The sequence below is a fragment of the Neobacillus drentensis genome, assembly GCF_021560175.1.
GTDB classification, from domain to species: domain Bacteria; phylum Bacillota; class Bacilli; order Bacillales; family Cytobacillaceae; genus Neobacillus; species Neobacillus drentensis_A.
The window spans coordinates 4,714,363-4,736,594 of the sequence record NZ_CP091110.1 but is presented as its reverse complement, the minus strand read 5'-3'; the positions used below and the strand labels follow the sequence as shown (position 1 = coordinate 4,736,594).

Below are 22,232 nucleotides of genomic sequence, written 5' to 3'. Positions count from 1 at the left end.
GCAAAGCTGGGTCTTTTTTGTTGGTATTATCCATAAATTGTTAAAATAGCCAATCTTAACGAAAAATGAGCCAATACTCATAAATTATCAGCCAATACCCATGGGAAATCAGCCTAATAACCTAGAAAATCAGCCAATAATCGAAAAAAATGAGCCAAAGACAGATAACCCCCCTTTTTCCAACTACGATTTGTTTTTACATTGTTGGTTTATTCCGCCAGTCTAAAGGAAATACTTCTTACTATAGATGAGTATTAGTTGTAGGAGGGAAAGATATGAGTTGGACGGGGATTGCTTTATTTATACAGCTGTTTTTTGGTATTATCATCGGGCTGTATTTTTGGAATTTATTGAGGAGCCAGCGGACCCAAAAAGTGTCCATTGACCGGGAATCCCGGAAAGAGATGGAACAACTGCGCAAAATGAGATCGATCTCCTTAACAGAACCGTTATCTGAAAAAGTTCGTCCTACAAGTTTTAATGATATTGTAGGCCAAGAAGATGGTATAAAATCATTAAAAGCAGCTTTATGTGGTCCAAACCCGCAGCATGTAATTATTTATGGACCTCCGGGAGTTGGAAAAACAGCTGCTGCCCGCCTCGTCCTTGAGGAAGCCAAAAAGAATGCAAAATCACCATTTAAACCAAAATCTGTCTTTATTGAGTTAGATGCAACAACCGCTCGATTTGATGAAAGAGGAATCGCCGATCCGCTAATAGGCTCCGTTCATGACCCGATTTATCAGGGTGCCGGGGCAATGGGACAAGCAGGGATTCCCCAGCCAAAGCAGGGAGCAGTCACCAATGCACATGGAGGGGTCCTGTTTATTGATGAAATTGGTGAATTACATCCGATTCAAATGAACAAGCTGTTGAAGGTGTTAGAAGATCGGAAAGTTTTTCTTGAAAGTGCTTATTATCATGAAGAAAATACACAGATTCCAACACACATTCATGATATTTTTAAAAACGGCCTTCCGGCAGACTTTCGGCTAATCGGGGCCACAACCAGAACACCAAGTGAAATACCCCCGGCGATACGCTCACGCTGTATGGAAGTATTCTTTCGCGATTTAAATCAAGAAGAGATTATAACCGTGGCAAAAAAAGCGGCTGATAAAGTGAATATGGAAATAAGCGAAAATGCTGTTAACACACTTTCTACATATGCAAGAAATGGCCGGGAAACGGTCAATATGATCCAAATTGCTGCTGGTCTTGCCATTACCGAAGACCGGAGCTATCTAAAAGATGAAGATATCGAGTGGGTCATTCATTCCAGTCAGATGACACCAAGAATGGAAAGAAAAATTAATGACATATCACACATTGGGTTGGTTAACGGCTTAGCTGTTTATGGACCAAACTCAGGTGCTTTGCTTGAAATTGAGGTAACGGTCATTCCAGCAAAAGAAAAGGGCTCGATTAATATTACAGGTATTGTGGAAGAAGAAAGTATCGGCGGTCAAGGCAAATCGATCCGGCGCAAGAGTATGGCGCGCGGTTCAATTGAAAACGTTATTACCGTCTTGCGGTCGATGGGAGTGCCAGCTAACGATTATGATATTCATGTCAATTTTCCAGGCGGTGTGCCGATCGATGGTCCTTCGGCAGGGATTGCGATGGCGACAGGCATTTATTCCGCCATTTACAAGATTCCAATTGACAACACAGTGGCCATGACAGGAGAAATTAGTATTCACGGTAATGTAAAGCCAATCGGCGGTGTCTATCCAAAGGTAAAGGCTGCGCTAAAAGCTGGGGCTAAAACCGTTATTATACCAGAAGAAAATATGCAAACGATCTTAAATGAAATAAAAGGGATCAACATTGTTACGGTTACCCACCTTCAACAAGTTTTTGATATTGCCTTGGTAAACTCCTTTCAACAAAATGAGGCTATACCTGCTTCCATTGAATTAACAAAAAAAGAGTCCATCTAGTATAAAAACTTCGGTTTGGCAATATAATCAAACCGAAGTTTTTTTTATGAGAAAGAAAATGTCTTGATTGGGGAAAATAATTATATTGAAAAAGAAACAGCGTACACTCTCTAAAAATAGACACGAAAAACCAAATGAGATAGAATTGTACAACAAAGACTATTCTGCTCAGCAGTAGAAAAATAAGGATTTTGCATGTGGAGGTGCAGTATGATGGCGAAACAGAATGAATTGCTCGTCCCCCTCCTGCCGCTTAGAGGCTTGCTGGTCTATCCGACAATGGTTCTTCATTTGGATGTAGGCCGTGAGAGATCGGTTCAGGCACTCGAAAAAGCAATGGTAGATGACCATTTGATATTTTTAACCACACAAAAGGATGTTTCCATTGATGAACCCGCGGAAGAGGATTTATACAAATTAGGTACATTGACAAAGGTGAAGCAAATGTTAAAGCTTCCTAATGGTACCATTCGCGTATTAGTAGAAGGATTAAATAGGGCAGAAGTGGTTTCTTTTTATGATGAAGATGATTATTACTCCGTTAGTATCGTTACCTACGAGGACCCAGATACGAAAGATGTAGAAGATCAAGCCTTGATGAGAACGATGCTGGATTATTTTGAGCAATACATAAAATTATCGAAAAAGATATCAGCCGAAACCTATGCAACCGTTGCCGATATTGAAGAACCAGGGCGGATGGCCGATTTGATTGCCTCACATTTGCCAATCAAGTTAAAAGAAAAACAAGAAATTCTCGAAATGATTGATATTAAACAGCGTGTTAACCGCGTTATTGATACCATTCATAATGAAAAAGAAGTCCTGAATCTTGAGAAAAAGATTGGTCAACGGGTGAAACGCTCGATGGAGAGGACGCAAAAAGAATACTACCTTCGTGAGCAAATGAAGGCGATTCAAAAGGAATTAGGCGATAAAGAAGGAAAAACCGGTGAAATCGCAGACCTTACGAAAAAAATTGAAGAGGCAGGCATGCCAGAGCATACTAAAAAAGCCGCATTGAAAGAACTAGACCGTTATGAGAAGGTCCCAGCAAGTTCTGCTGAAAGTGCAGTCATTCGTAATTATATTGACTGGCTGATTGCCCTTCCATGGACAAATAAGACGGAGGATGATATCGATATTCTTCGTGCTGAAAGGATTTTAAATGAGGACCATTATGGACTTGAAAAGGTGAAGGAACGTGTGCTTGAATACTTAGCGGTGCAAAAACTGACTAATTCAATCAAGGGCCCAATCCTTTGTCTGGCAGGACCTCCTGGTGTGGGGAAAACTAGTTTGGCCCGTTCGATTGCGACCTCGCTGAATCGGAATTTTGTCCGAGTTTCGCTTGGCGGTGTTCGTGATGAATCCGAAATCCGCGGTCATCGCAGAACGTATGTCGGAGCAATGCCAGGCCGGATTATCCAAGGAATGAAAAAAGCAGGGACGATCAATCCTGTTTTCTTACTAGATGAAATTGATAAAATGTCGAGTGACTTCCGAGGTGACCCATCAAGTGCCATGCTGGAAGTATTAGACCCTGAACAAAACCATAATTTCAGCGATCATTATATTGAAGAAACCTATGATTTATCGAAGGTTATGTTTATCGCGACAGCGAATAACTTGTCAACCGTGCCAGGTCCGCTTCTAGATCGAATGGAGATCATTACAATTGAAGGCTATACGGAAATTGAAAAAGTTCATATTTGCCGTGATCATTTGCTTCCGAAGCAAATAAAAGAAAATGGCCTTTCAAAAGGAATACTGCAAGTTCGTGATGATGCGATTTTGAAAGTCGTTCGATACTATACCCGTGAAGCGGGTGTTCGTAGTCTTGAACGTCAAATGGCAACGATTTGCCGCAAAACGGCCAAAATTATTGTTGCCGGCGAGAAAAAGCGTGTCGTTATTACCGAGAAGAATGTGGAAGAGTTCCTAGGAAAACCAAGGTTCCATTACGGCATGGCAGAATCCGAGGATCAAGTCGGCGTAGCAACTGGATTAGCTTATACAACTGTTGGCGGCGATACCCTGCAAATTGAAGTTTCTTTATCTCCTGGTAAAGGAAAACTAGTTTTAACGGGTAAACTTGGTGATGTTATGAAAGAATCGGCTCAAGCAGCTTTTAGTTATGTTCGTTCAAAAGCAGGCGAGCTTGGGATTGCCGAAGACTTCCATGAAAAAAATGATATTCATATCCATGTTCCAGAAGGTGCGGTCCCTAAAGATGGTCCATCTGCAGGAATTACGATGGCAACCGCACTAGTTTCGGCCTTAACCGGCAAACCAATCCGTCGTGAAGTGGGAATGACAGGTGAAATCACGTTGAGAGGCCGAGTTCTTCCAATTGGCGGCTTGAAGGAAAAATCGCTTAGTGCCCATCGTGCCGGTTTGAAAACAATCATTATGCCTAAAGATAATGTCAAAGATATTGATGATATTCCTGAAAGTGTTCGGAACGAGTTGGAATTTGTCCCTGTTGCCCATGTGGATGAAGTATTGAAGCGTGCCCTTCTAGAAGGTGGCGTCCGATGAAGGTTGTAAGTTCTGAGATTGTGATTAGTGCGGTAAAGCCGGAACAATATCCGGAAACCGAGCTGCCGGAGTTTGCACTTGCCGGCCGCTCGAATGTTGGGAAGTCTTCCTTTATTAATAAAATGCTGAACCGTAAGGGCTTAGCTCGGATTTCCTCTAAGCCAGGTAAAACGCAGACATTGAACTTTTACTTGATTAATGAAATTTTACATTTTGTCGATGTACCAGGTTATGGGTATGCAAAAGTTTCAAAGTCTGAACGGGCGGCGTGGGGAAGGATGATTGAAACTTACTTCACGACGAGGGAACAGCTTAAGGCAGCTGTTTTAATCGTTGATTTGCGCCATCCGCCAACCACTGACGATGTGATGATGTATGATTTCCTAAAACATTATGGCATTCCCTGTGTCATCATTGCGACAAAAGCGGATAAAATCCCTAAGGGGAAATGGCAGAAACATTTAAAAGTAACCCGCGAGACATTAGAACTAGATAAAAACGACCAAATTGTTGTTTTTTCATCAGAAACAGGCGAAGGCAAAGATCAAGCCTGGTCGATTTTGCATAGTTATATGTAAGTAAAAAAATAACCGCCTAGGCAGTTTCTCTGCTCAAGGCGGTTATTTTTTCTTTTTTAGTAAAAAATAGATACCAATAACAATTAAAAGGGCAGGCCAAAATTTCCAAACGAAATTCATTCCGTTTTGCAGCAGGCCAAAATAGCTGGCAATTTTATCATAAAACAGCAACAGTACCGCTATAATGAGAAAAAGAAAGGCTTGAAACAGACCCGAGTTGGTTTTTTGAAAACGAAGGAAAAAGCCTACTGAAATAATTAAAATCAGCATTCCAATCGTATTTGTAGGCCAAAAGGCAAGATGTCCTGATAGGTGAAAATGCAGGCCAAATCCACTCATGATGATCCCAGGGAGAATCGCATCATATTCCCTTGCAGAATACCCTTGACCCAAAAAAGCAACCCCGACAATAATCAGTAATGTCGGCCATGTATAAAATTGTTGAAAAAGAGTAATGCCTGTCTGCTGTAGTAAAAAATAAGCCCCGAAGCCAATTAAGATAATCCCAGGGAAAATTCGTTGACTTTTCATTAAAAACACCACCACTTCCAGTAAGGTTCACTTGAATCTATTCTATTTTTTTGGTACTGTACATAAGGAAGTATGTTAGAAATCTTATTTATTCATCACGTTAAGAATATGTAAAGGAAACGATGGTAAAGTTACTATATCGGCTCGGTATTCATACGCGAGTTTATTATATATTAGCATATTGTTTCATTTTATGTTCACATTTTTCGAGCAAAAGTCGAAATTGCTCGTGATATAATTTTACTAGTTAATACTGTAAACTCTTTGGGGGTGTAATTTACAAATGCATATAGTAGTCATCGGTCTTAACTATAAAACTGCCCCTGTTGAAATCCGTGAGCGGTTGACATTCAACGAAACCGATCTTGTGGATGCGATTAAACAATTAAATGCCAAAAAGAGCATCCTAGAAAATATCATCTTGTCGACATGTAATCGTACAGAAATTTATGCGGTTGTGGATCAGCTTCATACAGGCCGTTATTATATTAAGGAATTTCTGTCCGAATGGTTCGGAGTGGAGCAGGCAGAATTTTCGCCGTTTCTCTTTGTCAATGAGGATGATGGGGCAGTAGATCACTTATTCAATGTAACATGTGGACTAAACTCCATGGTTCTAGGAGAAACACAAATTCTCGGACAGGTACGAACAAGCTTCTTATTAGCACAACAGGAGGAAACGATCGGTTCCGTGTTTAAACACCTGTTTAAACAAGCGATTACCTTGGCAAAACGTGCACATTCTGATACTGATATTGGTGCTAATGCCGTTTCTGTCAGCTATGCAGCGGTTGAACTTGCAAAGAAAATTTTCGGATCACTTGAGAATAAGCATGTTTTAATCTTTGGTGCTGGAAAAATGGGTGAACTAGCTGCCCAGAACTTACACGGCAATGGGGTAAAACAGGTAACCGTGATTAATCGTACGTTCGAAAAAGCCCAGATGCTTGCAAGCCGTTTTGACGGTCAGGCACGAAATGTGAGTGAATTAGAGAAATCACTAACAGAGGCTGATATCCTAATTAGTTCAACAGGTGCCAAGGAGTTAGTAATTTCAAAAGAATTAATCGCAAAAGTCGAGAAAAAGCGCAAAGGGAAACCGTTATTTATGGTCGATATTGCGGTACCTCGTGACTTAGACCCAAGAATAGCTGAACTTGAAAATGTCTTTTTATATGATATTGACGATTTAGAAGGCATTGTCGAAGCAAACTTGCAGGAGCGTCAAAAAGCTGCAGCGAAAATCATGCTCATGATCGAAAAGGAAATTGTTGAGTTTAAACAGTGGCTCGGCACGCTTGGAGTAGTTCCTGTTATCTCTGCACTGCGGGAAAAAGCACTAGCGATTCAAGCAGAAACGATGGGTAGTCTTGAACGGAAACTGCCAAGCCTAAGCGAACATGATCTTAAAGTCCTAAATAAACATACAAAGAGTATTATTAATCAGCTCTTAAAGGATCCAATTTTACAAGCAAAAGAATTGGCGGCAAGACCGGATGCAGATCAAGCAATGGATTTGTTTATGAAGATCTTTAATATTGAAGGGCTTGTTCAGGAGCAGCATAGGAAAGAAGCCAAAACGATTAAATTGCCGGTTGGAGAAGTTCAGGCTTCTTTTCAGTCATAAGGAGTCGTTGCTATGTTTAACACTCTTTTGACAAGGCTTCACGAATTTACAGTTGTTCTATATGCCTTCAGTGTGTTGTTATATTTTTTCGACTTCATTCACCATAACCGGAAGGCAAACCGAATTGCTTTCTGGTTACTTGCAGTTGTTTGGATATTGCAAACGGTCTTTCTCTTTTTATATATGACCAAAACAGGCAGGTTCCCTGTACTAACGATTTTCGAGGGACTCTATTTTTATGCCTGGGTATTAGTCACATTGTCGATAGTTATCAATCACTTATTACGTGTCGATTTCATCGTCTTTTTCACCAATATACTCGGATTTACTGTTATGGCCATTCATACATTTGTCCCAATGCAATACCATTCTCATACTCTGGCAACCAGGCTTGTGTCGGAACTGCTGTTAATTCACATTACAATGGCCATTCTTTCATACGGGGCATTTTCCCTATCCTTTGTTTTTTCATCTTTATATTTACTTCAATATGATTTGTTGAAACGAAAAAAATGGGGAGCGCGTTTGATCAGGCTGGCAGATTTAGAAAAACTCGAAAGATTATCCTACATACTTGCTGTCATAGGCGTTCCGATGCTGCTTCTCAGTCTGATTTTAGGCCTCCAGTGGGCATTTTTAAAGGTTCCAGGAATGCCGTGGTACGATATGAAGATTATTGGTTCATTCCTGTTACTTTCAGCCTATAGCATTTATTTATACCTGCGAATCGTAAAAAATCTCTCCGGGAGAAAATTGGCGATTTGGAATACAGCGTCCTTTTTAATCGTTTTTATAAACTTTTTTCTATTTGGAAGATTATCGTCATTTCATTTATGGTATGCATAACTTAGGAGGCAATCATGAGAAAAATTATTGTTGGTTCTAGACGAAGTAAACTGGCATTAACACAAACAAATTGGGTTATCGACCAGCTTAAGCAATTAAACCCCAAATTCGAATTTGAAGTAAAAGAAATCGTCACAAAAGGTGATAAAATCCAAGACGTTACCCTTTCGAAGGTTGGCGGTAAAGGGTTATTTGTAAAAGAAATCGAACAAGCTATGCTTGATAAAGAGATTGATATGGCCGTTCATAGTATGAAAGATATGCCTGCTGTTCTGCCAGAAGGGTTAACAATCGGCTGCATTCCATTCCGTGAGGATCATCGTGACGCCTTGATTTCAAAGGACCATGTGAAATTAAATGATTTAAAGCCGGGCGCAATCATCGGAACAAGCAGTCTGCGCCGCAGTGCCCAGCTGCTAGCGGCTCGACCTGATTTAGAAATTAAATGGATTCGTGGTAATGTCGATACGAGACTAGAAAAGTTAGAATCAGGTGAATACGATGCAATTATTCTAGCGGCGGCAGGTTTATCCCGCCTAGGCTGGGCTAAGGAAGTTGTAACGGAATTTATTGATGCCGATATCTGTGTACCTGCAGTGGGGCAAGGCGCACTATCGATTGAATGCCGTGAGGACGACCAAGAACTGCTAGACCTTTTTGAGAAATTCACTTGTAAAAAAACAGAAAAAGCGGTTCGTGCTGAACGGGCGTTCCTTCAAAAAATGGAGGGCGGCTGCCAGGTGCCGATTGCTGGATTTGCTCAAGTAGATGAAAATGATGAAGTAGTTTTAAATGTGTTAGTCGGCTCACCAGAAGGTCAAGTGATTTACCGAGAAGAGCTTCGCGGACAAAATCCAGAAAAACTCGGAGATCAGGCTGCGGATTTATTAATTAAAAAAGGAGCCAAGGACCTGATTGAAAAAGTAAAACGGGAGCTTGAAGGCCGTGAGTAAACCTCACGCTTTGCTTGATAAAACTGTTCTAGTTCCTAGAGGAAAGAATCAAGCAAAATCATTTTCTCGGCTAGTCGAGAGGTATGGAGGGATTCCGGTTGAAATCCCTCTACTTGCTTTTCGGCCGATTGAAAAAAATCAACGCCTTGAAGATTGTTTGGAGGCCCTTCATACATACGATTGGATCATTTTTACGAGTAACGTCACGGTTGAGACCTTTTTTTCGTTTTGCGACCGGGATGCGGCTGAACTGCCTAAAACGGCGGTAATCGGAAAGAAAACGGCCGAGGTCCTTCAGGAGAGGGGGATTCACCCGGCATTTGTCCCTTCAGCTTATGTGGCGGAGGTGTTTGTCGAGGAGTTTCTGCCACATGTCGATGCACATACTAAGGTTCTGCTCCCAAAAGGGAACTTGGCTCGGGAGTATATCGCAACTTCTTTAACCACGGCAGGGGCACAGGTCGATGAAGTGGTTATTTATGAGACGTATATGCCAGAGGAAAGCCGCTTGAAGCTGGCCCAGATGCTGGCAAAGAATGAATTAAATATTCTCTTGTTTACAAGTCCTTCGACTGTGGATCACCTCATGGAGGTCGTGAAGGAGTATGGTTTGGAGGAGCAGTTGAAAAAATGTATAATCGGTTGTATCGGACCTGTTTCGGAAAAAAAACTGCTTGAATATGGGCTAACGGTTCATGCTTCACCGGATCACTATACCGTAAAGGATATGATTGAGAGCACGATTGCTTATCTTGAGGGTAGAGGGTTGACTGGCGGGTGAGTAACAGGGGCTGTGCGCCAGTAGACGTGGGCTATCCGCCAGTAACCGGCGGCGATGCGCCAGAGAGCTGCGTAATCCGCCACAAACGAGATGTTATCCGCCAATAACCGGGACCTTCGCCAGTAATTTTTTTTATCCGCCAGTAACCGGCGGCGATACGCCAGAGAGCTGTGTCTATCCGCCACAAACCCAACGTGATCCGCCAGTAACAAATTTAAATTTAATTTTAAACTTTTGGAGGTATAAATAGAATGGAACTTCAATTTCAACGTCACCGCCGACTACGGACAAGTGCGAATATGCGCGCACTTGTGAGAGAAAATCATTTAAGACCCGATGACTTCATTTATCCGTTGTTTATTTATGAAGGCGAAAATATCCGTAAAGAAGTCTCCTCCATGCCTGGTGTCTTTCAAGTATCAATGGACAACCTTCAGGCTGAAATGGAAGATATCGTCGCACACGGAATCAAGTCCGTACTTTTGTTCGGAATTCCAACCACAAAGGACGCATGCGGCACGCAAGCTTTCCATGACCATGGAATCGTTCAAGTCGCAACCCGTTACATAAAGGAAAACTTCCCAGATATCATCATCGTGGCAGATACATGCCTATGTGAATATACCGACCATGGTCACTGCGGAATGGTGGAAGGGGACAAAATCCTTAACGACCAATCACTTGATCTACTCGTAAAAACTGCAGTAGCCCAAGCGAAAGCAGGTGCCGATATTATTGCTCCTTCTAACATGATGGATGGTTTCGTAGCGGCGATTCGTGCAGGATTAGATGAGGCTGGTTTTACCGAGATTCCGATCATGTCATACGCTGTTAAATATGCGTCTGCCTTCTACGGACCATTCCGTGAAGCTGCTGAGGGCGCACCGCAATTCGGAGATCGGAAGACGTATCAAATGGATCCTGCGAATCGCATGGAAGCATTTAGAGAAGCAGAGTCCGATGTCGCAGAAGGCGCTGATTTCTTAATTGTGAAACCTGGGATGCCATATCTTGACATCGTTCGTGATGTGAAAAACAACTTTAATCTGCCTGTCGTTATTTATAACGTGAGCGGTGAGTATGCGATGATTAAAGCGGCAGCGCAAAATGGCTGGATTGACGAGAGAAATACCGTAATGGAAATGTTAGTAGGCATGAAGCGAGCAGGTGCAGATTTAATTATTACCTATCATGCAAAAGATGCCTGCCGTTGGTTAAAAGAAGAGAATTAACAATTTCTGAAATGAGGGAATAGAATGCGTTCGTATACAAAATCGATTGAAGCATTTAAAGAAGCCCAAAACCTAATGCCTGGCGGTGTAAACAGCCCGGTTCGTGCCTTTAAATCCGTTAATATGAGCCCAATATTTATGGAAAGAGGCAAAGGGTCAAAAATTTATGATATAGATGGCAATGAATATATTGATTATGTTCTCTCATGGGGGCCGCTAATCTTAGGGCACTCCAATGATCGTGTCGTCGAGGCGTTGAAAAAAACAGCTGAATTAGGGACAAGTTTTGGAGCCCCAACTGAGTTAGAAACGAAACTAGCAAAGCTTGTCATTGAGCGTGTCCCATCGATTGAAGTAGTCAGAATGGTTAACTCAGGAACTGAGGCGACCATGAGTGCACTTCGTTTGGCACGCGGCTATACAGGCCGTAATAAAATCCTAAAATTCGAAGGCTGCTATCATGGCCATGGTGATTCATTGTTGATTAAAGCAGGTTCTGGAGTAGCCACACTAGGTCTGCCTGACAGCCCAGGTGTTCCTGAGGGGATTGCCAAAAATACCATTACGGTTCCTTATAATGACCTTGAAAGTGTTCAATATGCGTTTGAGCAATTTGGCGATGATATTGCTTGTATTATCGTCGAGCCTGTTGCTGGTAACATGGGACTTGTACCGCCGCTTCCAGGCTTCTTAGAAGGTCTCCGTGAACTAACAACAGCTAACGGTTCTCTGCTCATTTTTGATGAAGTCATGACCGGTTTCCGTGTCGGTTTCAACTGTGCACAGGGCTATTTTAATGTAACGCCTGACATTACATGCCTTGGAAAAGTGATCGGCGGCGGACTTCCTGTTGGTGCTTACGGCGGAAAAGCTGAAATCATGCAGCAAATCGCCCCAAGCGGTCCGATTTATCAAGCAGGGACACTTTCAGGTAACCCGCTTGCCATGACAGCAGGACTTGAAACGTTAAGCCAACTTACACCAGAGCACTATCAAGAATTTATCCGTAAAGGTGATCTGCTTCAGAAAGGCTTTGAAGCAGCGGCCGAAAAGTATGATATTCCAATTACCTTTAACCGTGCCGGTTCGATGATTGGTTTCTTCTTTACGAATGAAGCGGTCATTAACTATGAAAAAGCTAAGACGTCTAATTTGGACTTCTTTGCGGCCTATTACCGTGAAATGGCTAATCAAGGGGTATTCTTACCGCCTTCTCAGTTTGAAGGCTTATTCCTATCAACAGAGCACTCTGATGAGGATATTGAAAAAACCATTCAAGCAGCTGAGGTTGCTTTCTCGAAACTTAAATAATTGCTTTTTTTGCACCCACTTTTTTAGGAGTGGGTGTATTTTTTTGCTTCATCAACTGAAAAGAGCCAATCCCTCCGGAAAATCAGCCAAACAGAATAAAAACCCCATCCAAAACAATTCTTTTTCAAGTCAGAATTCCATTTTTATCATAAAAAACAGACCTTCCTCATAAGTTGTAAGTGACATAGTGATTTTGCGTGAAAGATACGAAAGGAGGAGTCGCTTTGTCCCAAGAGAATCAATCGTGCCTGCGATTTTCCTTGGAGGAGTCATTGTGGTTTAGAAAAGGACAGGAAGTCGAGGAACTCGTGTCCATTTCCCTAGACCCGGACATCACCATCCAGGAAAACGATCAGTACGTAACCATACGTGGTTCGCTCGAACTATCTGGCGAATATAAAAGTTACGAAGCAAGCGATGTGAGTGAAGAGGAGGCAGTGACCTCTCAAAAATTTGTCGAGAGAGTTGCTGAACTGGAGGAGCCGGGATCTTGTGAGTTTTCACACCGTTTCCCAGTAGATATCACCATTCCGAATAACCGGATCCAAAGTATTTATGATATCGATGTCCTTGTTGAATCATTTGATTATTCCATCCCTGAGCGCAGCTGCTTAAAGCTTTCCGCCGAATTGACGATTAGTGGGTTATATGGAAATGAGCCTGTAGAACAACAGCAAGAAGAAGAGCAGCAGTATGAGGTTCTTCACCGTTATGAAGTGGAAGAAGCAGATGTTGAAGTAGAACAACCTGCGGTTCATAGCAGCTTTGAAAACAACTTCTTGTTTGAAGCAGAGGCAAGAAAACCACAGGAAGAAGAAGATCCTGTGGAAATCTTACCCACATTCCCGACCTTCAACTACCAGCCACAAGTCGAGGAACAAGAGGAAGAAGATTATTCACCTGCATGGAATCTTCAGGAGGCTAGAAATGAAGCCAGCCAGCCTGAAGCAGTTGAAACGACGGCAGAGGTTATCGTGGTGGAAGAACATACGCCGCAGCACCATGAAGAAGTGATAATTGCAGAAGTTGAAGTTGAAAGCTCATCTTCCTCATCAGAAGAGGCGCCGCCGAAAGCACAGAAAAAGAAGAAACCTGCTAAAAAGAAAAGCATGACGTTAACCGAGTTTTTTGGCCGTAAAGATGAACGAACAGCCCAAACGAAATTAAAGGTTTGCATTGTTCAAAAAGGGGATACGGTTGCTAGTGTAGCAGACCGCTATGATGTTTCCGTGCCAAACCTTCTTCGGGAGAACAATCTTGAACTAAATCAAGATGTATATGAAGGCCAGGTCCTTTATATCCCTGGTACACTTGCAAAAAATAACAGGTAAACAAAAAGGATGAGCGGGTTTTTTTTAACCTGCTCAGCTTATTTTTAAAAGAACTTAACGAATCTTCGCCTTTCTTTGAAAGAGAGATGACATCCCATGAGCGATACAAATCGATTAGAATCAGCAGCACCAATATTAAATCATTACCTTATCGAGCCTTATTTTGTAGAAGACTTCGGGATTGTTCAAAAGGTTTATTCCAATAAAGGCACCTTTGCGTTAAAAAAAATCCCACCTACAACCGGTACAGATTTCATCCGTCATGTTCACCTGCTATACCAAAAAGGCTTTAACCGTATTGTCCCCATCTACCCGACAATGGACGGCAGATATGCCGTTTTACATGAGAATAATCTTTATTATTTAATGCCTTGGATGCCCAATCATCAAAAAGAAAACCGTGACCAAATAAATCTTGAGCTATTCCGCGAGTTAGCTAGACTTCATACTCTGTCTGCTAAGGAAGTGACCGTTAGTAAAGAGGAGCGGACGGAGCATTATGAAACCACAATTCAGCAGCTGGAAAAGCATCAGGAATTTCTCGACGGTTTTATTGATGAATGTGAAAAGAAGACTTATATGTCACCGTTCCAATTGTTGTATTGCTTATACTATAACGAAATCAGTCAGGCACTTCGGTTTTCAAAAGGCAAATTCGAGGAATGGTATGAGAATACGAAGGACACCGAGAAAGCGCGCATGGTCATTACCCATGGGAAATTATCTTCCGAACATTTTCTTTATGATGACCGCGGCTACGGCTATTTTATCAATTTTGAAAATGCCCGTTACGGGTCTCCGATCCATGATCTTCTCCCCTATTTATCAAGGGCGTTAAATACTAGACCGAAGCGGAGTGATACCGCGATCGATTGGGTGTATCATTACTTTAAATATTTCCCTTATAAAGAGGATGAGAAATTATTATTTAACAGCTATTTAGCCTTGCCCGTGCCGATTATGCAAGTGGTCGATCGGTATTATAAAAAAGAGGGCCGGAAAAATGAAATAAAATTTGTCCGTAAGCTGCAGGAGCAATACTGGCATTTAAAAAATTCCGAGTATGTTGTGATGCGGATGACGGAAATCGAAAATCAACGAAAACAAGCAAAAGAAGGAGCCCAGCAGCAGTCTTAATCTGCCTGATGGGCTCCTTAAATGATGTCAAAATAGATGGAAACAGCAATCGCAAGAAAAATGATTAACAGCAAAACATCTAGGATGGTTGGCAAAAACAAAGTGCGGATAAACTGAAAGATGGTAAAGGGAACAATGAATTGTCCGGCAATTCTGCGCGAAGTAATAAACCAGGGACGGTATTTGTATTTGTGGAAATTGTTACGTTTCACGGACCGAATCCCCCTAATAATAAATTTTTATTTATATATATTCCAAAAGCCTAGATAAGTTCTCTTATAATTACATAACGTATAAAATATAAAAAAATTGTTCATCCTGTTGACGTCACTCCCCTTTTTTGGGTAGTATAACAATATAATTTAAAATGAAAGCTACGACAGGGAAGAGTACAATGCACTCCGGCTTTAAGAGAGGGAAATCATTAGCTGAAAGATTTTCTAAGCGGAACATTGGAAAGTCACCCATGAGCTTCTTCTGCGAACGGAGCAATCCTACTAGTGGAAGACGGATAAAATCCGTTATCTAAGTTAAGAGCCAATCGTGTTTTTTGATTGGAAAAAAGGTGGTACCGCGAAGCAAACTCCATTCGTCCTTTTATGACGAATGGGGTTTTTTGATGTGTTTGAAAAGGGGCGGAGCGCCGCAGTAGTTATGCAAGTTTAACTAATCTAAGCAACATATACGACCTTTATTTAAAAGAGTGCTCGTATAGCTCTGCTCACACCGCCTTGCATTGAATTAGTGCACCTTTGTAATATTTAGGGACAGTTGTTTTATTAGTTTATTTTTTGAAGGAGGAACTAAAATGGAAACAAAAGAATTATCAATGCCTACTAAGTACGACCCGCAAACGATTGAAAAAGGTCGCTATGACTGGTGGCTGAACGGAAAGTTTTTTGAGGCAAAAAACGATGAAGGCAAACAGCCATATACCATCGTGATCCCCCCGCCAAACGTTACCGGAAAACTTCATTTAGGTCATGCATGGGATACGACATTACAAGATATTTTGACAAGAATGAAGCGGATGCAGGGATATGATGTTCTCTGGCTGCCTGGTATGGACCATGCAGGAATTGCGACCCAAGCAAAAGTAGAAGAAAAACTTCGTAACGAAGGAAAAAGCCGCTATGATTTAGGCCGAGAAAAATTCGTCGAAGAAACATGGAAGTGGAAAGAAGAATATGCATCTCATATCCGCCAGCAGTGGGCGAAGTTAGGCTTAGGTCTTGATTACAGCCGTGAGCGTTTCACGCTTGATGAGGGCTTATCTGATGCGGTTAAAGAAGTGTTTGTAACTCTTTATAAGAAAGATTTAATCTACCGTGGTGAGTACATCATTAACTGGGATCCATCCACGAAAACAGCATTATCTGATATCGAAGTCATTTATAAGGATATCCAAGGTGCCTTCTATCATATGAACTATCCGCTTGCAGATGGTTCCGGCCAAATTGAAGTCGCCACTACCCGTCCAGAGACGATGCTTGGTGATACCGCTGTTGCCGTACATCCAGAAGATGAACGTTACAAGCATTTAATTGGCAAAACAGTTGTCCTCCCAATCGTTGGCCGTGAAATTCCGATTGTTGCGGATGATTATGTCGATATGGAATTCGGTTCAGGGGCCGTAAAAATCACACCTGCGCACGATCCAAATGACTTTGAACTTGGTAACCGCCATAACTTAGAGCGTATTCTTGTTATGAATGAAGATGGCTCGATGAATGAAAAAGCAGGCAAATATCAAGGACTAGACCGTTTCGAATGCCGTAAACAAATTGTTAAAGACTTACAAGAACAAGGCGTTCTTTTCAAAATCGAGGAGCATATGCATTCCGTTGGTCACTCTGAGCGAAGCGGCGCGGTTGTTGAACCATATCTTTCAACCCAATGGTTCGTAAAAATGCAGCCACTCGCAAACGAAGCCATTGCTCTCCAGGAAAAGGAAAACAAAGTAAACTTCGTTCCAGACCGTTTTGAAAAAACATACCTTCGATGGATGGAAAATATCCGGGACTGGTGTATTTCTAGACAGCTGTGGTGGGGCCATCGTATTCCTGCATGGTACCATAAGGAAACAGGTGAAGTTTACGTAGGAACGGAAGCACCTGCAGACGCTGAAAACTGGGAACAGGATAAAGACGTATTGGATACTTGGTTCAGCTCTGCATTATGGCCGTTCTCGACAATGGGCTGGCCAAATACTGAAGCGGCAGATTATAAGCGTTATTTTCCAACGGCTGCTCTAGTAACTGGGTACGACATCATCTTCTTCTGGGTATCCCGAATGATTTTCCAAAGCATCGAGTTCACTGGTGACCGTCCATTTAACGACGTACTTATTCATGGTCTCGTTCGTGACGAGCAAGGACGTAAGATGAGTAAGTCACTTGGTAACGGTGTTGATCCAATGGATGTTATCGAAAAATATGGTGCCGATGCCTTACGTTACTTCTTATCTACTGGAAGTTCACCAGGTCAGGATTTACGTTTTAGCTTTGAAAAGGTTGAATCGACTTGGAACTTTGCGAATAAAATTTGGAATGCCTCCCGTTTTGCGTTAATGAACATGGATGGCCTAACATATGAGGAAATTGATTTCAGCGGTGAAAAGTCAGTTGCCGATAAGTGGATTTTAACACGCTTAAATGAAACCATTGAGCATGTGACAAGACTATCTGAACGTTATGAGTTCGGTGAAGTCGGCCGTGCTTTATATAACTTTATCTGGGATGACTTCTGTGATTGGTATATCGAAATGGCGAAGCTTCCATTATATGGCGAAGATGAAGCAGCTAAGAAAACAACCCGTTCGATTCTTGCTTATGTCCTAGATAACACCATGCGTTTGTTGCATCCATTCATGCCATTTATCACCGAAGAAATTTGGCAAAACCTACCGCATGCTGGTGAATCGATCACAACGGCAGCATGGCCAGTTGTTAAACCTGAGCTAACGGATGATCAAGCGGCGCAAGAAATGAAACTGCTTGTTGAAATGATTCGTTCTGTACGTAATATTCGTGCTGAGGTAAATACGCCATTAAGTAAAAAGATTAAAATGCTCGTGAAAGCAAAAGATGAATCTGTTCTAAAAGCAGTGGAAAGCAACCGCAGCTACATTGAGCGTTTCTGTAATCCAGAAGAATTGCAAATGGGTGTAGACATCGAAGTACCTGAAAAAGCGATGACGGCTGTTGTGACTGGTTTAGAAATCATCCTGCCGCTTGAAGGTTTAATTAACATTGACGAAGAAATTGCTCGTCTAAATAAAGAATTAGACCGCTTAAATAAAGAAGTCGATCGTGTTCAGAAGAAATTAAGCAACGAAGGCTTTATGAAAAAAGCACCTGAGAGTGTTGTGGCCGAGGAACGTGCCAAAGAGAAGGATTATTTGGAGAAGAGAGACATTGTTGAAGCTCGTATTAAAGAATTAAGAGGATAACAAGTTGTGCGAGACGAATTCAATTCTGGGTTCGTCTCGCTTACATAAAAGGGGTGTATCAAAATTGTTTACTACTTATCAAGAAGCCCTCGACTGGATCCATGGGAGACTGAGACTGGGAATTAAACCTGGTTTAACACGGATGGAATGGATGATGGACAAGCTTGGATCTCCCGAAAAGAAAATCAAAGCAGTTCATGTGGGCGGTACGAATGGAAAGGGATCTACCGTTACTTTTTTACGATCGATTCTCCAAGCCGGAGGATACACAGTTGGTACCTTTACTTCGCCATACATTGAACAATTTAATGAACGAATTAGTGTGAATGGAAAGCCAATTAGTGATGTGGAAATATTAGAGCTGACCAATGTCATTAAGCCGCTCGCAGATGAATTGGAAGATACGGAATTAGGTGGTCCCACTGAGTTCGAAGTGATTACGGCGATGGCCTTTTATTATTTTGCCAATACAAGTAATATCGACATCGTTATTTTTGAAGTGGGGTTAGGCGGACGGTTCGATTCAACCAATATCATCCAGCCGTTAGCGTCGATTATTACAAACATTGGATTAGACCATACAGCTATCCTCGGTAACACTTATGAAGAAATTGCCTTTGAAAAAGCAGGGATTATTAAGGAGAATACTCCCATTTTTACAGCGGTTAAACATCCAGGTGCGTTAAAGGTGATTGAGGAAATGGCAGAAAAGAGGTCTGCTCCAATCTATCGATTAAATCAAGAATTTCAGATTTCTGGACATGAATCGATTGCTAAGGGAGAAGTTTTTGCCCTAAAATCAAAATCGCTATCTTATGAAGAACTTGAAATCAGTATGATCGGCCAGCATCAAACGGAAAATGCGGCATTAGCTGTTCTTGCGGCAGACTATTTAAAACAAGCAGGTTTTAAAGTAACGGAACAATCTATTCGAAAAGGGTTAATAGAAGCTTACTGGCCAGGAAGATTCGAAGTTCTGTCAGAAAATCCATTGGTTATTATTGATGGAGCGCATAATCAAGAAGGAATTACGGCTTTAGTCCATGAACTATCTAGCAGATACAAAGACCGAAACATTCACATTGTATTTGCTGCGTTAAGGGATAAGAAATTGGATGAGATGATTGGAATGCTAGATGGGATTGCAGATCAAATTTCGTTTGTCAGCTTTGATTTTCCTCGGGCAGCGAAGGCCGAGGAATTACACCAAATCAGCCGTTCAACTAGCAAACAGGCAGTGGATGATTGGCAGCCCCATCTCTTGGATAAAGTAAAAAATCAGCATAAAAATGAGATGTTAGTTGTTACTGGTTCACTCTATTTTATTTCAGAGGCCAAACCATTCATTATAAAATCTTTAAAAACTCACAATGCTATATGATGTAAAAAAAAGGTGACCGATAAATTGGTCACCTATTTTTACAATCTATTGAAAAGTAAATATCTTGCTGTTAAACTGAAAATGATATTAATCTTCAAAAACATGCAAAAAATTACAATTTTTTCAAGATTGATAGTATCAATATACTAGAATAAAGGACGTTAGCTATGAATGAAAAAGGAATGACTCTAATTGAAATACTTGCCTCAATCGTTATTCTTTCTATAATTATAGTGTCAATGTTAACTATGATAGTTCAATCGTCCCAATCTAATACGATTTCCAAAAAGATTATGAGTGCCACTTATGTTGCTGAATCTGCGATGGAAGAGTTAAATGGTACAGTTGCTCAATCCACAGATTTAACGACGACCTTTCCTATAGAATTAAACAAACTAACCAAATCTGATGGTAATCCTAAATACACTCTTATCGTAAACCCTGATTGTCAGACTATTTGTAAGAGCTTTGAAACAACTGTACCTGGATATTATGTTTATATTGAATTAACTTCTCCCCCACCCATTACTAAAGTAAACACTACGACTGGAAACAGGTTAGTAAATGTAATCGTAAGGGTTAAAAAGAATAAGACAACGGCAAAAATAGAAGCTCAAATGGAGATGCTGCTATCATGGAAAAAAGTGTAGGCTTAAATATGCAAAACAACGAAAAAGGTGTAACTCTCATTGAACTTTTAGCCGCACTCTCTCTCTTATCAATCATTTTACTATTAGCAGGCTCCGTTCATATGCTTGGGATTAAGCAGTCAAGCAGCCAAACTGCTGAAATCAATAACCAATCAAATGTAAGGCTGGCAATGAATATTATTACTCGTGAGATTCGAAAAGCTTCAACTGTAAGCTTTGTGAATATTGATGATTCAGATATTACGAATGACCAATTAAAGATTAATGGGGTCGATGTTTATAAGCTGGCGAATAAAAATATTATGAAAAATGCTGATCCTTTAATCAATAATATTCAAACCTTTACCTTAAAAAAAATTAAAGACGACATGTATACCATAACTATTGCCAATATCCCCTCTAATAATCTTCCACAAACAACACTAACAAGCACTATTTATATTAGGAAATAGGTGAAAAGATGAAAAAACTTTTTTCTCATATTAATTCATTAAATAATGAGAAAGGTGTAGCTCTCATTGTTGTTCTTATGGTTCTAGTTGTCATTTCTATTTTGGGTATTAGTCTTCTTGGTCTTGCTTCAACCAATGTAAAGATGAGCAGCGGTGACCGGGATACTCAATCTGCCTATTATGTTGCTGAGTCGGGAATTACTTATCGAATGAATATAATAGAATCAAAGCTTAAAGAATCTTATAGCCTCGCAGTAACTAGTTCCGACTTTTTTACAAGAATGAATAATGCAATGGAGCTAGGAGTGGTAAAAGATTATACGGGTTTTGACACAACTTCTGGGAACAAGCCTGTTGCATCGACAACAATTGAACAGATTCCCAGCAGTACATCAATATCTTACAGTTATGATTACAAAATTACTTCACTTGGAAAAATTAATAATCGGACAAGAAAAGTAGTGAAAATATTCCATTTATCATGGAAACCGCGGACAAGTGTAACAATACCGGCAGATACTGTATTGTTTGTAAAAGATAGTTTAGTATTAAAAAACGTACCAGTAGATGGATCGGTGGGAACATCAGCAACTATGAGTGAGGTAACACTAAATGGTAGTAAAGCAATAGTAACAGGAAATATATATACAAATGTGAGCACTCCATTAAATATACCCGAGTTCCCTGCTTTCTCAATAACAACTTCAAATAATTATTCATTTACATCAACAACCCAAACATTAACAATGAACACAGATATGGCTTTTAATACCCTAACAGTCAATAGTGGGCAAACGTTAACAATTGATGTTGGAAATTATAATAAAAATTTAGTGTTAAACAATTTAAATGTTTACGGAAAAATTAAAGTAGTCGGTACTGGCAAGCTCTCATTTTATCTGAAAAATCTTGATATGGGGTCAGGCAGTATTATTGGCACTGAGGGAAATATTTTAGGGACAGATTCTAATATAGAGAAAATCTATGTATTTCTAGAAGGAACTCCGACAAAAATAAATGGAAAAATCTATGGGTCCATTTACGCAAAAAATCCGTTAAACGAGATAATAGTGATTGACCCTGCAAAGGGGAAAGGTGTGCTTGGGCATATTATTGATGCAGGTATTAATACTGGTACTACTATTGGCGTTAGTTATTTGAGTAATGATAATACCGTACCAAAAATGATTTATGCCCCTAATGCAAGTGTTTCAATAAATACTTCCTTTTCAGGTTCGATCATAGCCCGATCACTAACTTCTAGTGGTAATGATGATAACTTTATATTTAAATTTGTTCAAATAAATTATGATAATTCCCCTCTCTTTGTTGATAATGGGACCGGACTTTCGCCTGTTAAAGACAGTATAACTACCGAACCAACTAGAGAGAGTAATTAATGAAGCATTATTTTTTATACTCGATCCTTGCTTTTAGGTATTCTAACTTTCATCCTTAGCAAGGATTGGGTTTTTTTCTTGTAAAAA

The 22,232-nt window shown here is 40.7% G+C and carries 18 protein-coding genes and 1 other annotated feature; of the genes, 16 read left to right on the top strand and 2 right to left on the bottom strand.

The genetic code is table 11. The features are described 5' to 3' along the window. Window positions 1-275 precede the first annotated feature (275 nt). The 3 genes from lonB (at window position 276) to yihA (ending at window position 5,062) form a co-directional block, all read left to right on the top strand. Window positions 276-1,943, top strand: a complete 1,668-nt coding sequence (lonB, locus tag L1999_RS22620; RefSeq protein ID WP_235740614.1) for an ATP-dependent protease LonB — start codon at window positions 276-278, stop codon at window positions 1,941-1,943. Between the two features lie 213 nt (window positions 1,944-2,156). After that, on the top strand, window positions 2,157-4,484 hold the full coding sequence (gene lon, locus L1999_RS22615) for an endopeptidase La (RefSeq protein ID WP_235744433.1): 2,328 nt from the start codon (window positions 2,157-2,159) through the stop codon (window positions 4,482-4,484). After that, on the top strand, window positions 4,481-5,062 hold the full coding sequence (yihA, locus tag L1999_RS22610) for a ribosome biogenesis GTP-binding protein YihA/YsxC (RefSeq protein ID WP_235740613.1): 582 nt from the start codon (window positions 4,481-4,483) through the stop codon (window positions 5,060-5,062). Before lon ends, yihA begins: the two co-directional genes overlap by 4 nt. A gap of 42 nt (window positions 5,063-5,104) precedes the next feature. Here yihA and L1999_RS22605 read toward each other — a convergent pair whose 3' ends face one another. Then, window positions 5,105-5,593, bottom strand: a complete 489-nt coding sequence (locus tag L1999_RS22605) for a LiaI-LiaF-like domain-containing protein (protein WP_235740612.1) — start codon at window positions 5,591-5,593, stop codon at window positions 5,105-5,107. 283 nt (window positions 5,594-5,876) lie between these two features. Between L1999_RS22605 and hemA the strand changes: the two genes are divergently transcribed. From hemA to ysxE, 8 genes are all read left to right on the top strand, one after another. Next, complete coding sequence (gene hemA, locus L1999_RS22600) at window positions 5,877-7,220, top strand: glutamyl-tRNA reductase (RefSeq protein WP_235740611.1); 1,344 nt, start codon at window positions 5,877-5,879, stop codon at window positions 7,218-7,220. Between the two features lie 12 nt (window positions 7,221-7,232). Further along, window positions 7,233-8,066, top strand: coding sequence for a cytochrome C assembly family protein (locus L1999_RS22595; RefSeq protein ID WP_235740610.1), 834 nt, complete (start codon window positions 7,233-7,235; stop codon window positions 8,064-8,066). A gap of 14 nt (window positions 8,067-8,080) precedes the next feature. Continuing rightward, the gene (hemC, locus tag L1999_RS22590; protein ID WP_235740609.1) at window positions 8,081-9,019 is read left to right on the top strand and encodes a hydroxymethylbilane synthase; all 939 of its coding nucleotides are present in this window, start codon (window positions 8,081-8,083) and stop codon (window positions 9,017-9,019) included. Further along, window positions 9,012-9,800, top strand: a complete 789-nt coding sequence (locus L1999_RS22585) for a uroporphyrinogen-III synthase (RefSeq protein WP_235740608.1) — start codon at window positions 9,012-9,014, stop codon at window positions 9,798-9,800. The genes hemC and L1999_RS22585 overlap by 8 nt, the downstream gene beginning before the upstream one ends. A gap of 251 nt (window positions 9,801-10,051) precedes the next feature. After that, a complete protein-coding gene (hemB, locus tag L1999_RS22580) occupies window positions 10,052-11,032 on the top strand; it encodes a porphobilinogen synthase (protein ID WP_235740607.1) in 981 nt (326 codons plus the stop codon). Window positions 11,033-11,056: 24 nt separating this feature from the next. Then, complete coding sequence (hemL, locus tag L1999_RS22575) at window positions 11,057-12,343, top strand: glutamate-1-semialdehyde 2,1-aminomutase (RefSeq protein WP_235740606.1); 1,287 nt, start codon at window positions 11,057-11,059, stop codon at window positions 12,341-12,343. 197 nt (window positions 12,344-12,540) lie between these two features. Next, window positions 12,541-13,674: a stage VI sporulation protein D gene (gene spoVID / locus L1999_RS22570; protein ID WP_275677208.1), complete on the top strand. Its 1,134-nt coding sequence runs from the start codon at window positions 12,541-12,543 to the stop codon at window positions 13,672-13,674. A gap of 96 nt (window positions 13,675-13,770) precedes the next feature. Continuing rightward, entirely contained in the window at window positions 13,771-14,811 is a 1,041-nt protein-coding gene (gene ysxE, locus L1999_RS22565; protein ID WP_235740604.1) for a spore coat protein YsxE, read from the top strand. A 17-nt stretch (window positions 14,812-14,828) separates the two neighbouring features. Here ysxE and L1999_RS22560 read toward each other — a convergent pair whose 3' ends face one another. Further along, window positions 14,829-15,023 carry a hypothetical protein gene (locus L1999_RS22560; protein ID WP_235740603.1) on the bottom strand — a complete coding sequence of 65 codons (195 nt, stop codon included), beginning with the start codon at window positions 15,021-15,023 and terminating at the stop codon, window positions 14,829-14,831. A 155-nt stretch (window positions 15,024-15,178) separates the two neighbouring features. Further along, window positions 15,179-15,411: a binding site (T-box leader), on the top strand. Between the two features lie 208 nt (window positions 15,412-15,619). Here L1999_RS22560 and L1999_RS22555 point away from each other — a divergent pair. The 5 genes from L1999_RS22555 to L1999_RS22535 all read left to right on the top strand — a co-directional run bounded on the left by L1999_RS22555 (window position 15,620) and on the right by L1999_RS22535 (window position 22,145). Then, on the top strand, window positions 15,620-18,262 hold the full coding sequence (locus tag L1999_RS22555; RefSeq protein ID WP_235740602.1) for a valine--tRNA ligase: 2,643 nt from the start codon (window positions 15,620-15,622) through the stop codon (window positions 18,260-18,262). Between the two features lie 64 nt (window positions 18,263-18,326). Next, window positions 18,327-19,643 (top strand): bifunctional folylpolyglutamate synthase/dihydrofolate synthase, encoded by a 1,317-nt coding sequence (locus L1999_RS22550; RefSeq protein WP_235740601.1) that lies wholly within the window; start codon window positions 18,327-18,329, stop codon window positions 19,641-19,643. A gap of 167 nt (window positions 19,644-19,810) precedes the next feature. Further along, complete coding sequence (locus tag L1999_RS22545; RefSeq protein WP_235740600.1) at window positions 19,811-20,293, top strand: prepilin-type N-terminal cleavage/methylation domain-containing protein; 483 nt, start codon at window positions 19,811-19,813, stop codon at window positions 20,291-20,293. Further along, a complete protein-coding gene (locus tag L1999_RS22540) occupies window positions 20,278-20,745 on the top strand; it encodes a prepilin-type N-terminal cleavage/methylation domain-containing protein (RefSeq protein WP_235740599.1) in 468 nt (155 codons plus the stop codon). The genes L1999_RS22545 and L1999_RS22540 overlap by 16 nt, the downstream gene beginning before the upstream one ends. An 8-nt stretch (window positions 20,746-20,753) precedes the next feature. Next, the gene (locus tag L1999_RS22535) at window positions 20,754-22,145 is read left to right on the top strand and encodes a PilX N-terminal domain-containing pilus assembly protein (protein ID WP_235740598.1); all 1,392 of its coding nucleotides are present in this window, start codon (window positions 20,754-20,756) and stop codon (window positions 22,143-22,145) included. The last annotated feature ends 87 nt before the right edge of the window (window positions 22,146-22,232 follow it).

Bases quoted from the DNA above. Each gene is read 5' to 3' on its own strand.
- L1999_RS22555 (WP_235740602.1), top strand. From the start codon at position 15,620: ATGGAAACAAAAGAATTATCAATGCCTACTAAGTACGACCCGCAAACG.
- L1999_RS22545 (WP_235740600.1), top strand. From the start codon at position 19,811: ATGAATGAAAAAGGAATGACTCTAATTGAAATACTTGCCTCAATCGTT.
- hemL (WP_235740606.1), top strand. From the start codon at position 11,057: ATGCGTTCGTATACAAAATCGATTGAAGCATTTAAAGAAGCCCAAAAC.
- lonB (WP_235740614.1), top strand. From the start codon at position 276: ATGAGTTGGACGGGGATTGCTTTATTTATACAGCTGTTTTTTGGTATT.
- L1999_RS22605 (WP_235740612.1), bottom strand. From the start codon at position 5,593: ATGAAAAGTCAACGAATTTTCCCTGGGATTATCTTAATTGGCTTCGGG.
- L1999_RS22535 (WP_235740598.1), top strand. From the start codon at position 20,754: ATGAAAAAACTTTTTTCTCATATTAATTCATTAAATAATGAGAAAGGT.
- hemA (WP_235740611.1), top strand. From the start codon at position 5,877: ATGCATATAGTAGTCATCGGTCTTAACTATAAAACTGCCCCTGTTGAA.
- yihA (WP_235740613.1), top strand. From the start codon at position 4,481: ATGAAGGTTGTAAGTTCTGAGATTGTGATTAGTGCGGTAAAGCCGGAA.
- hemB (WP_235740607.1), top strand. From the start codon at position 10,052: ATGGAACTTCAATTTCAACGTCACCGCCGACTACGGACAAGTGCGAAT.
- lon (WP_235744433.1), top strand. From the start codon at position 2,157: ATGGCGAAACAGAATGAATTGCTCGTCCCCCTCCTGCCGCTTAGAGGC.
- ysxE (WP_235740604.1), top strand. From the start codon at position 13,771: ATGAGCGATACAAATCGATTAGAATCAGCAGCACCAATATTAAATCAT.
- hemC (WP_235740609.1), top strand. From the start codon at position 8,081: ATGAGAAAAATTATTGTTGGTTCTAGACGAAGTAAACTGGCATTAACA.
- L1999_RS22540 (WP_235740599.1), top strand. From the start codon at position 20,278: ATGGAAAAAAGTGTAGGCTTAAATATGCAAAACAACGAAAAAGGTGTA.
- L1999_RS22595 (WP_235740610.1), top strand. From the start codon at position 7,233: ATGTTTAACACTCTTTTGACAAGGCTTCACGAATTTACAGTTGTTCTA.